Raw genomic sequence first — 14,880 nt, 5'->3', positions numbered from 1 at the left:
ATTGAGAAAAACTTTTGTGGTAAATGCTATTAACTGCTGTTGATAAGCCTGTAACGCCTTAACTGCTCAGGGTTGCCTTTATAACTGATGCAGCCTGCAATAAGGCTGTTTTAACAGCAGGAACTGATGAAAGCGGGTTTAACAAACCGTAATCATGAATTAAACCCCCGTAACGGGTGAATGTTACTTCAACACCGGCTTCATTCAGTTTACGGGCATAAGCTTCGCCTTCATCGCGCAGCACATCATTTTCTGCCGTTTGAATAAGGGCCGGCGGAAGGCCTTTCAACTGTTCAATGCTTGCCTGCAAGGGCGAAGCATATATTTCTTTGCGTTTGTCTTTATCAGGTAAATAATTATCCCAGAACCATATCATCATATTTTTTGTAAGGAACCTGCCTTCTCCCAACTTATTGTAAGAGCCGGTTTCAAAATTGGCATCGGTAACAGGCCACAATAATACCTGCAGCTTAATAGCAGGGCCCTTCTTTTCTTTTGCCATCAGCACCACTGAAGCTGTCATATTACCGCCCACGCTGTTGCCCACCACCGCAAGATTTTTTGCATTTACACCAATTTCTTTACCATGCTCAGATGTCCATTTTACCGTGGCATAGATCTGATTAATAGCAGTTGGATAACGGGCTTCAGGCGAAGGCGTATAATCCGGGAATACGGCAACGGCGCCACTGGCTATCACCAGGTCTCTCACCAGCCTCCTGTGGGTGGGATAATCTCCCAACACCCATCCGCCGCCATGAATGAAAATAAACACCGGTGCGTCTGGCCCAATTCCCGCGGGTTTTGTAATGTGTATATCTACATGTATCCCGTCCTGTGTAATGGTGCTTTCGGATTCTTCAATACCTGAATAATCCGGGGTAACGGAATTTTGCGCATCAGTTAATACCTGCCGTGCCGCCGCAGGGCTAAGTTGTTCAATGGGCTTGCCTGTGCCTGAATTAAGCGCTTTAAGAAATGCTCTTACCTCTTTAAAAATGCGGGGATCGTCTTCCGCTTTTACAGATTTGTTAAGTTGTGTCATGACTAATTTATTTGGATTTATAAAATGAAAATGATGATGCTTTATACATTTATTTCGCGGGCAACAGGCGGGTTGCTAAGCCCTGCCGCTGCCAGGCGGTTTTGAAGTCTCTTGGTTATATCGCAACTGTTATCCGGTATCGTTGTTTCAGGCCCGTCTATAATAATGCCTTTTACACCCGTGGGAGAAGTGAGTGCATAGACCACAGTGTTATCGCCGGCCTTTGGGCTTCCCTTAAAATGATACACTTCATCCACATTAAATTCTTCTTCATATAACCGAAGGTCGAGGCTGCTGCAATACAAGCAATCCAACTGCAAATCAAAGTCGGCTTCATAACCTCTTTGCCGCAGGTCCTGCATTGCATCGGCGGGTGTTTCAAAGTTTTTCATGTTTTATGGTTTCGTTGTTTAATAATCTGTTGCCCTTATAACCCTAAGCCGGTTTTTAATTTTTTCAGCATATCCGGGCTGATGTTATCCATATACGCATTACAGGCATCTATTAAAAAACCTTTTGGCCCGTGCAATACAGAGATGGCATACAGCATACGGTCTGCATCAGGCATTGCTGTTTCACCGAAGTAATACCACGCATCAACCTTAAAATCTGCAGGCAAGATCCATTGTTGCAGCGCATCGCAATAAATACAGGAAGCCTCTCTCCTAAACTCCAGTTTGTATTCCTTTCTTTTGAGCTCATTCAGCACATCAACTGATACCAAACCATTGCTGGCAGCATATATTGACATATAATTGTTTTTGTTTTAATTGTATCGTTTCTTATGTGCCCCTGCATCTTTTAAAGCAGTTCCTGTTCAAAGTGTACAGTGTTTGCTTTTATGTTTTTCCGTTCCGGGGCTTATTAAAAATTCTTTTGTGGCGATCGAAGAATATGCCAATATTTTATACGATTGGTTTGCAGCATTTTAATTTTTATCGCCGCAATAAATTATTGTTATATCAATAATTATTGAAAATAATCGTGTGATAGAGTGTTGGAACAGAATGTTTTATGATTGCGAGATATAACTGTTGTAATTTTGTTGCTAAGAATAAGAACTTATTGCATACACTAAAACAGTCTTGATTTGAAAGCTAAGATCCTGATAGTAGAAGACCAGTTTATTGAAGCAAAGAGCCTTAATGTTATACTCACGAATGCAGGTTACTCCACTTGCACTATTGCAAGATCAGTAACTGCTGCCTTGTCAATAATTGAAAAAGAAAAACCCGATCTTGTACTGGTTGATATTTTTTTGCAGGGAGAAGGCACGGGGATCGATCTTGGTGTAATACTGAACCAAAAGAATATGGCGTTTGTTTATTTGTCCGCCAATTCCAACAGGCAGATACTGGAACAGGCAAAGCCCACAAAACCTTATGGTTTTATGGTAAAACCTTTTCGTGCAAGAGACGTGTTGATTATGCTTGATGTGGCTCTATACCTGCATAAAAACCGGCAGGCCGAAAAAATTAATATCCCTTCATCGCGAACAGCGGCGCCCGTTATACTTCCTACTGAATTCAGCAACCTTATTGGTAAAAGCCGTAAATTCATCGAAACGCTGGAACGTGCTACAATGGTTGCCGGCACAGATACTTCCGTGCTTATACTGGGCGAAAGCGGTACCGGTAAAGAACTGATTGCACATTCCATTCACAAGGCTTCGGCCCGGCGGTATAAACCATTTGTTATTGTTAATTGCGGAACATTGCCTGCCAATTTAATTGAATCTGATTTATTCGGTCATGAAAAGGGTTCATTCACTGGCGCCATTACAAAAAGGGAAGGTAAGTTTGAACTGGCAGACGGGGGAACAATTTTCCTGGATGAAATTGGCGAGCTGCCGCTTGAATTGCAGGTGAAGTTTTTGCGAGTATTGCAGGAAAAAGAAATTGAACCAATTGGCGGTAAGCCAAAAAAGATCAACGTGCGGGTGCTTGCCGCCACCAATAAAGACCTGGAAGAAGAAGTAGCCGCCGGGCGTTTCCGTATAGATCTTTATTACCGGCTGAATGTTTTTCCCCTGCTCATGCCGGCGTTGTATGAAAGAAAAGAAGATATACCACTTTTGGCCAATTATTTTTTAAAGAAATACAGCGCAGCCGCAGGCAAACCCGCTGCTGTGTTGTCGGCGGAAGCCATCAACAAACTTATGCAATACGACTGGCCGGGTAATATAAGGGAATTGGAAAATGCCATCCAGCGAAATATAGTGCTTGCAAAAGGAAATGTTATTGATTTGCCCGACATGCCGCTTTCCAAGCGATCCAGCTCTGTCGCGGGTAATAAAAACGGGTTTAAAACCATGATGGAGAATGAACGCGACCATATTCTTGCTGTACTTGAAAGCTGCAACTGGAAGATTTCCGGGAAAGGCGGCGCTGCTGAAATACTGGATATTAATGTTAATACATTAAACTCCCGGATGAAAAAGCTGGGTATTGAGAGGAGATGATTGGTAAGACATTAGCAGAAGGTAAAGCGAATTTCTGAAGCGCTGCCCGGCCAAGTAATTTAAAACGGTAAATGCAACCAGCATATTCTATACAACATTGCCCGGTTATTCGCATGCTGCTTATTATGCCTGCAATCATCCTGCTTCAAGCCGCACAGGCGCAACCAGCCGGGCCGGGCGAGGCCGCTACCATTATTAAGCAGCTCCGCTCTGGTATGGCAGATACCCAGAGAGTGCAAATGCTGTTGCGGTTAAGCACCCTATATTTTAATAGAACATTGAACCCGGATCATGATTTGGATAGTGCACTCTTGCTTGTTAGCCAGGCACTACACCTTTCTCAACAAACCGGGTTTACCAAGGGGCAGGAAGATGCCATTTTTTTAAAGGGCAGGATTTATATTAAACAGCAAAACAGCACGGGGGTACGGCAATTGCCGGCAAATGCCGCCGGGGCGCTTAGAATAAAGCTGCTGATGGAACTGGGGAAAAGCATGCTTCGTACCCCTTACCTGCAAAAAGGTAACCGGGATAGCGCCATTATATTTTTTCAAGAGGCAGGACAAGAAAGTGATAACATTGGTAACAGGCAATTAAAGGAGGAAAGCCTGTGCCTGCTTGGGATAGTTTACCTGCTAAATGATAATTGGGAAAAAGGAAAAACCTGCTTTAAGCAGGTTATTGAACCCCGCCAACAGGCCGGGGACAAAGCCGGGGCGCTTAATGCATGCCTGAGAATGGCAGCGGCTACATTTTGTGATAACTGCACAGAAAATATAACCGTTTTAAAAGAGGCGCTGGAACTTTCACAGCAAATCGGCGACCTGGCGCTGGAAGCCATTATCCGCCTGGAAATGGGGTATAAATACCTGAATAACGGTCATGCCGTGCAGGCGGAAGAAGAAGCGGAAGCTGCCTTGGCAATTCAAAAAAAAATAGGCTATCCTGCCATTTCCCGCGCCTGTAAGCGTTTTGCTGAACAAAGCATTTATGATGCCCCCGCTGATTATGGATACCTGTCCAATGCCTATTACCTGCTCTCCGATATAAACCAGGATAAGGGGAACCTGAATCAAAAACTGTTTTACATACTCAAAGTGGTAGATGATGTTGAAAACAGCAATATGACCGGGGAACTCGACTACACTTATTTCCGTCTTGGCAATGCCTATTGGGAATTGGGGCAGTTTGATAAAAGCATAGCATATCATAAACAATCTATAGCTATCAGCCATCAGAAAGGCGAGCTTCTTCAGGTGGGCATGGCCAGGCGAATGACCGTTGCCTTAATCAAACAGAAAAAAGCAGGGGATGCCCTGGCCTTATTGTATGAAATAATAGACCGGCGCCTGTTATGCAACACAGAAGATAAAATGTATATAGCGCAAAGCCTGGGCTCCTGCTATAATGCACTCGGCCAATATGCGAGAGCGGAGAAGTATTATCTTGAAAGCGTGGCCTGGAGCAGGCAATCATCCTTGCGGTTTCAATATGTGGCCTGCCAGGGCATCAGCCGGTTTTATGTTGAAAACGCTCATTACTCCAAGGCAGAGCCTTACCTGGAGCAGCTGCTGAAAGCTACCCCTCAGCAAATACTCCCAAATTATTTAGCAGGCGTTCACTTAATGTGGTTTAAGGTAGATTCGGCGCGGCAAAATTATTCCGGGGCGATCCACCATTACCAGCAGTATAAAGCACTTCAGGATTCCATCTTCAATGCAACAAAAAGTAAACAGATTGCACAGCTGAGCATTCAGTACGAAACAGCTAAAAAAGAGCAGGACATCAAGATCAAAGAAAAGAATATTGCACTGCTGAAAGAACAAAACAGGGCGCAGCAAAACCAGCGCAATGCATTTATTGTGGGCACGGGTTTACTGGCGGCTATACTTGTACTCGGTTTTAACCGTTACAACCTGAAACAACGTGTAAACCGGCAACTGCGCTACCAGCAGCAGGTGCTGCATGCGCAACAGGAGCAGATTAAACAAAAAAATGAGCATTTATCTGAATTGCTTACAGACAAGGATCTTTTACTACTGCAAAAAGATGCACTCATTGGAGAAAAAGACCAATTACTGACTGAAAAGGAATGGCTGGTGAAGGAGATTCATCATCGTGTTAAAAACAACTTCCACATTGTGGCAAGCTTGCTCGAGATTCAATCGAGCTATCTTAAAAATAAAGAAGCTTTATCTGCCATAAAAGACAGCCAGAACAGGATTCATTCCATGTCGATCATCCACCAGAAGCTTTACCAGTCTGAAACGCTGTCCACCATACACATGCCCGAATATATTTACGAGCTGGTGGAATACCTTCGTGAAAGCTATTCTATCCGGGAAAATATTGGCTTTTCTCTGCAAATAGAAAATGTTGAGCTGAACCATGCATCCGCCATTACATTGGGGCTTATTTTAAATGAAGCCATTACCAATGCCATTAAATACGCTTTTACCAAAACGAAAGACAAACAAATTTCTATTTTGCTCAGCCGCATTTCAGCCACACAACTGATGCTGCGCATTGCCGATAACGGACGGGGCCTTCCCGGTGATTTTAACACCAGGATTGGCGCTTCTATGGGAATGGAATTGTTACAAGGACTCGCCGGTGACCTCGGCGGTAATTTCAGCATTGAAACAAATAGCGGAACACATATTAAAGTGATCTTTGATTATAAATCCCAAACTGTATAATCATCTGAAATCCGCACGATGGAAATTTCTTCTATATTATTTTTTTGTTACCTGCATTTTCAGATTCACCACTTCCCTATATATATCACGATATTGTTTAATCAGGACTTCGGGAGAAAAATATTTTTCTACTATGCCAGGCGCTGCCTGGGTAATGGCGCATCGCTTCGCCTTATCCTGCATTGCAGCTTCCAGCGCATCCTGTATAGAAGTGGGCTCTGTCTTGCATACCCATCCCAGGCCATGCTCTTTTACAAATGCGCTTAACGCCACGCCTTCCGTTACAAGTACCGGTGTACCGGCGTGGAGCGCTTCGATTACCACGTTGCCAAAATTTTCGTTGTAACTGGGAAGTACAAAAACATCTGCCTGCATTAATACGTCAAATTTCTCTTTACGCTCCTTCCACCCTATCCATTGCAGTTTGCCTGTTATGCCAAGATCAGCCGCCTTTTGTTTCAGGCTGCTTATATAGGTTTCATCGCCGCTGCCTGCTATCTGCAGATGAACCGGCACATTGATACGGGCTATGGCTTGAAATAATAGTTCAAGCCCTTTTTTAGGATGGATACGTGAGAGAAAAAGAAGCGTAAAAACCGGGTTTTGTTTCTTGATAATATTAATTTGAGGCAGGTTATTGATATTTGATATCATCATACCTTTCCAGCCCGGAATCACCCGCCGGCATTCCTCCATTTCTGATGCAGCCGTTGCATGGAAATAACTATATGACAATAATGATTTGCCAAACAACTGATGGGCAAACTGCTTTACCCGGCTGTTGGAATGACGAATGATATAATCACTCAGCATGCCCCTTGGAGATAATACAACTTTTATCCTCTTTTTTTTGCAGATGAAAAGCCCCGCAAAACCAGGCATGTTCCACCAGGAATGAATATGTACCACATCAAACGTTTTGCCATTTTTATACAGGCATTTGAGCAGGCCAATGGAAAAATGTAGTGGGTCTTTTGTTTGTCTTTTAAAATAAATAACCTTTACCCCTTCAACAAGATATATTTTTCCAGGATCAACTTCTAATTCTGTATTGCCGTTGGCCGTGGTGGTATATACAGTTATATCTTCCCCGGCCACTGTTAATGTTTCGCAGAGATGGGCGATGGATTCAACAGGGCCGCCATATATGTATGCGGGTTTATAGGAAGGAACAAGGTGAAGGATTTTCATGAACAGTCGCAGGGCGTTTTATATCATACTGCAAACAATTATGAGGCAGGAAGTATCCTTCTGAGTATAAATAAACCTATGGCTTCAATTCTTTTTTTTAAGGAAGCATAGTCACTGTTGGAATGCGCTCCAATACCAATTGTACTAATTAAAAAAGGAAATCCTAACTGAATACGATTTGATTGCCGGAGCGGTCTTAATATTTTAAAGTATAAAGTCTCCATATGCGATGCTGTATTTTCAGTGAGCGCCCTTTTAATATCATAAAGATGTTGCTTATAAAATGCTGGCTTTATAATGAGCAAGGTTGTAACTATGTAATGCTTCTCAAACTTCCGAAAGCTGAAATCCCTGACATCTGAAAAGAAGTCATATTGATTTTTATCCTGCAAATCAAGCAGCTTGTTTAGTTTGGGAAAATATAATCTGCCTGTTGTTTTAATAATGATTGAATTGGAAATTATCAACTTGCTATTATAAATGGCATGATCAATAATTTCCATATCTGAATAGCCGTAATGAACACCTGGCAGACGTTCGGTTTCTTCAAATTGAAGAAATTCAATATTACGTTTATATATATTTTCTCTATCAGCTATTTTCTTCAATTCAGTTAGTTCATACCCTGAATTTTCCGCGAATACAATTGCTTTGATCCTTTTATCGGGATAATTAAGCCAGTACTCAAATGCTTTTTTATAATCTTCTAAACGGACATGGGGAGTAGCCCTGAAGGAAGGCCGGTTAAGGTTTTTTGGCTCGATGCAAGCCGTCATGAGCAACACATATTCATTATTTGTGTGTGTGCTCAGGGTATTCATTTTTATTAATCTTTTCTTCCGTTAATCGTAATGAAATCAGCATCTCCACAATAGTTCTTTGCAAAGTATAATGCCAGCCACGCTGCCCGTTAAGTATCATGCGTTTTCTGAACAGGCAAAAGAAAAACATCATCAGTGGCGTGTATATCCTTTTTTTCCTGAGCTTTTCAAGAAAAGACATTTCTGCATCAGGTTTAATCATCAGCATAGTTGCTTCTTTCACAGAGTAGGCAGACTGGTTGAGCAACCACCGGCTTAATGGTTTGCGGTCATCATGTAATATTTTATTTTTCAGGTCAGCCATTTTGCCATTTATCCTGAGCCGCTGCGTGTGGCCGTCGTCGTAATAAATACAATTGCAGCGTTTGAACAACACGGGTCTCGGCGTAGTATTATTGCTGGCCAATGGCTTTTCAAATAATACAAATTCAAACCCTGCATTAAAAGCGCAGATATGATCCTGTGTGAGTTTTTGTTTTATCTCTTCAATAAAAGCATAACTGAGAATATAATCTGCATCCAGGCTTAATATCCATTCGCAATCACACAGGCTTAAGCCATAATTCCATTGCTGTGCATGGGTATCAAATTTTCGCACATGCACTTCTGTATTGGGAAAGCTGTTAATAAGTTCCACCGTTTTATCGTTACTCCCGCTGTCAACAACAATAATCTTTTCCAGCCAGGTAAGATGATGGAGTGTTCTGGCTATATTTTCTTCTTCGTTCCAGGTTAGGATTACTGCAGTGAGTGTTTGAGCCGGAATTAATGTACCGGCACTAAAAACCGGCTGCAATTTTGGTGTAGAGTGAATGGTAAGCATCAGCTATGTTTTTTTCATTGAAACGTAATTTATTTTGCTGCCCGTTTATGATGAGTTGAGCGCGGTAAATGTCATCATGGATAATTTTCAGCAGGCCGTTGCGAATTGATTGTACATCAAAAGGATCAACCAAACAGGCAGCATTTTCCGCTATTTCCGGCATGGACGAGATGTTGGAGGTAAGCACCGGCCGTTCAACAACATTGGCTTCTATGATGGGTATGCCAAAGCCTTCGAATGTTGAAACAAATGAAACCACATCACAATTTATATATTCAGCGTATAATTCTTCATTTGACAAACCCTGTTTAATAGTATAAACTATCCTGTTTTCTTTAAGGATTTTTAAATCCTGCACTGAAACATTCCCCACTATCACCAGTTTGCAATTCAAAGATTTCAGGGCTTCAGCCAGCCTTGCAATATTCTTGTTTTCTGCCGCACCTACCTGTAATATTACCGGGCAATCTTTATTAAAGATTTTAGCGGCAGGCCGAAAGATTTCGTTTACAGCAACCGGTATCACCTGTATCTTCTCCGGTTGACAACCCGTGTATTGTATAACCGCCTGTTTTGTAGCCTCTGACACCGTTGTTATGTAAGCAGCTTTTTTAACCGGGGCTTTTAAATATAACCAGCCTATCATTTTTTTTTGGAAACCGGTTTTACGTTCCATAAAGCGGCAATCGTGTATGGTAAGGAGTACATTTTTTTTACGCATGAACAAGTTCAGGAAATATACTTCGCCCGTAATATGTGCAACTGTGCCTTTTTGCTGCTTTAGAGCAGCACGAATAATATTAATCAATTTAGACAAGTAACCATCATTAAACCGGCTGCAAACTTCAACCTTAAAATCAATCCTGCTTTTTAATTGATAACGCAGGTTTTCAAATATGTTTTCTATGCTGAAATTAAACCCAGGCCTGGGTTTGCGCTGGAAATGGATGACGTTTATTTTTTCTAAATCTTTCAATCTACTGCTTTAAAAAAAGCAATCCCGGTTCAAAAAATTTACACCTCATCCGGTTTCATTACTTCTTCGGCTAATATATTCTCCTCTTCCTCTTCTTCATCTTCCGGTTTATTAAATGCAGCAAGTACCAGTCCACCAGAAATAATGGAAAAGCCCAGGTTAGTAGGTTGCCCCCACTGTCCCTGCAATATTTGTATAAATCCAAAGCTTAAAAGCATCCAGGGCAAGGCGTTCTTTAATTTTAATTCCCTGATACCTTTTGATAAAGTTGAAACGCCAAAAACAATCCGGACGATGATGATAATGAACCCCATCAGTAAACCCATTTCCCCTATTATCCTCCCCCATTCCTGCTCTGCAATAAGAAATGAAACCTGCCCTGTTAACATTTGTGCACCGGCATTTGTGCCCATACCCAGCCCGTATCCAAAAAAGGGCATATTAGGCGCATTTTCAACAGCATAAATCATCCCGCCCAGAAACCTGTCCATAAATACACTGTTTAAGCCCCCTTCGCTTTCATTGGCAGAAGTAAATCTTGCAGTGAACACTTCCGTACCTGTTGAAAAGAAACCCTGGTTTTCTATCAGGTAAAAAGCCGCCAGAAAAATTATAATGCCAATAGCAATACGCTTAAGATAGTTAGGCCGATACCATACCGAAACAATCATAAAGGCTGTAGATAGAAATACTTCAAACAATAGTGTACGGCTGATGGAGAAAGGAACAGCCAAAAGCAAACAAACAGTAGCTGTAATCAGCAGGAACCTGTTTATTAAAAAACTATTGAACCAAAAATAAAAAACATAAGCTGCTACTAATCCATAAAAAAGAGAAGTGCCGGTTGTAAATGAAAAAGTACCCGGAGGCCTGTAATAACCTAATGCACCGCTGAATCCCGCTCCACTCATATCGCCTCCCACACCGCGGTTCACAAATGCGGCTTGAGGGCTAAAGAACTGGGCAATAATCAGCGCTGTCATTGGCAATGATATCCACAATAATACTTTGCCATACCTGATTACATCCTGAATAGTAAATATTTCAGCTATAGCAAACATTAATGGAAAATGAATAATGAATATCCTTGCACCATACACTGCTACCATAAGATTACCGTGGCCCTGTAACAAGGCTGTTATAATGCCAAAGCAGCCTATCAGGATCATCCAGAAATTGTAAGGATTAAATCTAAGAATGCCCTTCATTCTTGACACCAAAAGAATATAAATAGCAACAGGGTCTCTTACAATCAACAAAGGGTTTGATAAACTTGGTACAACCCATTTTCGCAACGCTCCTTCAAAAATTAAAAGAATGATGTACAACCATACAGCAGTTCTTAAACGTTTCAATGTTATACTGTTACCCATAGCCATCCTGCAGGATAAATTAATCTTTAAACGCCTCTAAAATTGTCTGGCCATATTTATCCCAGGTATAGTCAGAGGCATGTATAAACGCTGCCTCCCTCATGCCGTCTAATAATGAACGGTTTTCCAAAAACCAGTTGATTTTTTCGGCAATTGCTTCCGGGGATCTAATAGGAACCAGGAAGCCGGTTTCACCCTCCCTGATAAGATCTTCTCCGCCCGTATTGGGTGTAACTATAATGGGCAGCCCCCTGCTCATAGCTTCCTGCATTACCAGCGCCCTGCCCTCAACAATAGACGGCAGGCAAAGCACATCGCAGGTTTCCATCAATTCAAGCACTTCTGCATGAACCCTTGGTTGTTCATATTGAAATGAAGGACAAGCCTTTTTATAAAACTGAAGCGGGGCAAGCAAACTGCCCAACACAATAAGCTGTATATGATTTGTATTTAATAACCAAATGGCTTCAAATAAATCTGCAAGCCCTTTACGTTGGCTCATACTGCCCGCAAATAAAATACGTAACGGCTTTTTACTGGATCTGTAATGAATATTTTTATCATAGTTTAAGAAGCCAGGCGTACCAAAAGGCGAAATAATTATCCTTTTTTGCATGGCCCAGCCTGGCAAGGATGCTGCTACAAACCTGCTTGGTGTAATCACTGTATCTGACAACTCCAACTCCATAGTTTTGCGTTGAAGCTTTTCTTTGGAATCAGCAATTCCACCCTTTAAAGTAGGTTTCCAGCCAGGCCACCGTTCGGCTTCCTCAGCCAATAATGTGCGTGCTGTTTCCCAATAAGCAATAGGAAGCTCATACACACAGTGCAATCCCCTTTCCTTAGCAGACCTGAACGTATAATAGCTGCCATCTTCATATCCATAAACAGCTTTAATTGAAGGGAAAGCATCGAGTTTACGGGCGAGATACCTGTCTAAACTTTTATATACAGTATTAATACCGAAAGCACTTGATTCTTTATTAGTGAAATAAGACAACCCAAGTTTATTAAAAACGTGCCGGCCTGCTTCCCTCCAGGGATATGGTTCTGTAAACGGACGCAATTTTTCATCAAACTCTCTCCGGTTAAGGTCTTTAATAAGAAATCTTCTGAGTTTTTCTGAGTTTTCAAAACAGGCAATAGTGGTAAAAAACTTTTCAAGCATGCCCGCTCTGTATAAAGACATGACAATAGCCCTTACATTGGCGTTTCCTGTTGGATGTGAGATAACTAATTTCAAAAATATTCTTGTATAAAGATGCTAAGAGGCAAAGACGGATTTCCATTTATCAATCAAAACTTCCCTGGAAAAATGCTGCTTGTAAAATGCCTGTTGTTTATCGCCTGGTATGCGGCCATTTTTAATGTCGGAGGCAAGCTGCAAAACGGTTTGTTTTATCACTGCATAATCCTTTATATCGATAATTTTCGTAGAAACAGGGTCACAGGCAATATCAGCAATCCCTCCTTTATTTGCAGATATCCATGGTATCCCGGCGCTCATTATTTCCATCAAAGAAATGGGCAATCCTTCTGCATGCGTAGTAAATAAGAGGAAGGCATCCAGTAAACTGACAATCTTGTTAAGTTCTTCCCCGTTACTGAAAGCACCATGAAAATACAGGTTAGGATATTTATTAAAAAATGATGCAGGGTATTCGTTACCTGTTCCCCATAAATGAAAAGAAATATTCCTGCAGTCCGGGTCTTCACTAAGCCTGCATATCAAATCAATTCCTTTGGCAGGTATTAAACGGCCATAATAACCGAAATTCAGGATGTTGCTGCTGTTTATGTTTTTGCGCAACTTTTTATTATTACTTACATCACGCGAAAAACAATATACAGCATCAACGGGCCTTTTCAATTCCCTGTTAAGATTAGTGGCGTTAATATTTGAACAGGCGATGACACGGTGGGCCAACAACATACTTTTTTTATATTTTGGATTTAATGCCTGGAAAAAATCCCGGCGGGCTTCCATGTGATGATGAAGCACCCATTTTTTATATCGCAGCATTTTTGCGGCCAGGAAAACGCTCGCCCCATTTCCGTTTGTGTATAAAACATCATATCGCTTAACTGATAGATTCAGCAACGTCTTCATTAAAATAATACGCCTTTTTAAGGGATTGACCGGCTTTATAAAAAACACCCGGCTGCAATTTTTTTTTAAAGTTTCTTCGTGCAGTTCCATTTTAAAATTTGCAACGAGCAAATCAATTTCAAAATGCGGGAACATGTTTTTACAAAACTCTATAATATGGTTTTCAATACCTCCCGAAGGCATCAATTGTGTACAATAAATTAATATCCTTTTCCTCATTCCGTTAACCACTGACAGTTACAAAAACCTGACAAAAATTTTAAAAGATGATTCACTGATTCAATAAGGAAAGAAATTTATGGCTTACATGCTCCACATCCCATTTTTCAGCCGGGCGCTGTGAGAGGTATTTATTATAAGCATTTATTTCATCCTCATACTTATTGGTTGGTGAAGAAGATAGCGTTACAACGGGAACATTGTGTAATCGTAAAGCAGCATAGGCGCCACTTTTACCAATAAACTCATAAGGCGTACATAAAACAGCTTCATCTAAAACATTCATCACACTTGATACATTTTCTTCAGTCAGTTCGCCAAGTTCAACAAAACTCACTTTGTTCTTCAGGCTTCTTTTTAATTTCAACAATTCATCAGGCCGGCTATTTTTCCCAAAAATGATAATAGCCACCCGTTTATCATGCTCCTTATTTTCCAGAAACTTTGGGATAACTTCAGATAGATTAGACTCCGGATAAAGCGTTCCAAAAACTCCCAGTTTATAAAAAGAATTTCCTTTCATCTCAACCGAATATTCTTTTTCAATAAACGAAATATATTCCTTATTTGGCTGGTGACGGCCTATATTGCTGAAAAGCGGCAGCCGCACAGCGTCAATATTTTTTTCATTTAATATAAGCTGATATAAAACATTAGTTGTTGTTACTCTTACCGGGTTAAGCAATTTTATTAATGAAGCCGCAATTCTTCTTTGGAAATAGCCATATACTTTATGCGGGAAAGGGGCAGCAGCGCTTATGCCTATCCATGTTTCATGAAACATAATGTGCCATTTGTAATTTGCCGTTAATCCCGATAATATGCCAGGTAAATAAAACGGCAAGCCTTTTTTATCGAAGCTATAAGACACATATTGAAGGCTTAGCCAATCAGGTTTGAAAGAAGATATGAGGGCTTCAATCCGCCTTATCTTTTTATTCCATTGCATACCGGAAGAATAACGGTAAGCGGTTATCTCTTTTAACCCATCGTGCTGCACTTCTTTTACCCATGCTGATGGCAGAAATTTGTCGTTCAGGGAGATGATCATCGCTTCGTTTCCGGAAGCCATTAAACCGGCTGCCAGTTTCCTGGAATAATCACCTACCCCATCCCTGCCGGGTTGCAGGGAGCCGCATAGGAAAACAATTTTCAATCTTCG

General features: G+C 41.3%; 13 protein-coding genes. 2 read left to right on the top strand and 11 right to left on the bottom strand.

All coding sequences use genetic code 11. The annotated features are described in order from the left end of the window. Positions 1-58: 58 nt before the first annotated feature. From ACTHN6_RS16705 to ACTHN6_RS16695, 3 genes are read right to left on the bottom strand one after another with little or no spacing between them, the layout of a single operon-like run. A complete protein-coding gene (locus tag ACTHN6_RS16705) occupies positions 59-1,045 on the bottom strand; it encodes an alpha/beta hydrolase (RefSeq protein ID WP_440436918.1) in 987 nt (328 codons plus the stop codon). 41 nt (positions 1,046-1,086) lie between these two features. Then, a complete protein-coding gene (locus tag ACTHN6_RS16700; RefSeq protein WP_440436917.1) occupies positions 1,087-1,437 on the bottom strand; it encodes a hypothetical protein in 351 nt (116 codons plus the stop codon). Positions 1,438-1,472: 35 nt separating this feature from the next. Next, complete coding sequence (locus tag ACTHN6_RS16695) at positions 1,473-1,796, bottom strand: hypothetical protein (RefSeq protein WP_440436916.1); 324 nt, start codon at positions 1,794-1,796, stop codon at positions 1,473-1,475. A gap of 339 nt (positions 1,797-2,135) precedes the next feature. Here ACTHN6_RS16695 and ACTHN6_RS16690 point away from each other — a divergent pair, with 339 nt between their 5' ends. Together ACTHN6_RS16690 and ACTHN6_RS16685 are read left to right on the top strand one after the other, a co-directional pair. Next, positions 2,136-3,506 carry a sigma-54-dependent transcriptional regulator gene (locus tag ACTHN6_RS16690; RefSeq protein WP_440436915.1) on the top strand — a complete coding sequence of 457 codons (1,371 nt, stop codon included), beginning with the start codon at positions 2,136-2,138 and terminating at the stop codon, positions 3,504-3,506. A 71-nt stretch (positions 3,507-3,577) separates the two neighbouring features. After that, complete coding sequence (locus ACTHN6_RS16685) at positions 3,578-6,205, top strand: histidine kinase dimerization/phosphoacceptor domain -containing protein (RefSeq protein WP_440436914.1); 2,628 nt, start codon at positions 3,578-3,580, stop codon at positions 6,203-6,205. Between the two features lie 36 nt (positions 6,206-6,241). Here the strand turns inward: ACTHN6_RS16685 and ACTHN6_RS16680 are convergent, their stop codons facing one another. The 8 genes from ACTHN6_RS16680 to ACTHN6_RS16645 form a co-directional block, all read right to left on the bottom strand. Next, positions 6,242-7,396, bottom strand: a complete 1,155-nt coding sequence (locus tag ACTHN6_RS16680; protein ID WP_440436913.1) for an XrtY-associated glycosyltransferase XYAG1 — start codon at positions 7,394-7,396, stop codon at positions 6,242-6,244. A gap of 38 nt (positions 7,397-7,434) precedes the next feature. Beyond that, entirely contained in the window at positions 7,435-8,217 is a 783-nt protein-coding gene (locus ACTHN6_RS16675) for a hypothetical protein (RefSeq protein ID WP_440436912.1), read from the bottom strand. Then, a complete protein-coding gene (locus tag ACTHN6_RS16670; RefSeq protein ID WP_440436911.1) occupies positions 8,189-9,040 on the bottom strand; it encodes a glycosyltransferase family 2 protein in 852 nt (283 codons plus the stop codon). Before ACTHN6_RS16670 ends, ACTHN6_RS16675 begins: the two co-directional genes overlap by 29 nt. Then, on the bottom strand, positions 8,997-10,016 hold the full coding sequence (locus ACTHN6_RS16665; protein WP_440436910.1) for a glycosyltransferase family 4 protein: 1,020 nt from the start codon (positions 10,014-10,016) through the stop codon (positions 8,997-8,999). Before ACTHN6_RS16665 ends, ACTHN6_RS16670 begins: the two co-directional genes overlap by 44 nt. Before the next feature lie 38 nt (positions 10,017-10,054). Beyond that, on the bottom strand, positions 10,055-11,371 hold the full coding sequence (locus ACTHN6_RS16660) for a hypothetical protein (RefSeq protein WP_440436909.1): 1,317 nt from the start codon (positions 11,369-11,371) through the stop codon (positions 10,055-10,057). A 37-nt stretch (positions 11,372-11,408) separates the two neighbouring features. After that, positions 11,409-12,632 (bottom strand): glycosyltransferase family 4 protein, encoded by a 1,224-nt coding sequence (locus ACTHN6_RS16655; protein WP_440436908.1) that lies wholly within the window; start codon positions 12,630-12,632, stop codon positions 11,409-11,411. 21 nt (positions 12,633-12,653) lie between these two features. After that, positions 12,654-13,682 carry a glycosyltransferase family 4 protein gene (locus ACTHN6_RS16650; protein WP_440436907.1) on the bottom strand — a complete coding sequence of 343 codons (1,029 nt, stop codon included), beginning with the start codon at positions 13,680-13,682 and terminating at the stop codon, positions 12,654-12,656. 88 nt (positions 13,683-13,770) lie between these two features. Then, on the bottom strand, positions 13,771-14,874 hold the full coding sequence (locus tag ACTHN6_RS16645) for a hypothetical protein (protein ID WP_440436906.1): 1,104 nt from the start codon (positions 14,872-14,874) through the stop codon (positions 13,771-13,773). Positions 14,875-14,880 lie beyond the last annotated feature (6 nt).

This window comes from Parafilimonas sp. (genome assembly GCF_051953455.1).
In the GTDB taxonomy this organism is placed as follows: Bacteria; Bacteroidota; Bacteroidia; order Chitinophagales; family Chitinophagaceae; genus Parafilimonas.
The sequence above is the reverse complement of the archived record's forward strand: the minus strand, read 5'-3'. Positions and strand labels throughout refer to the sequence as shown.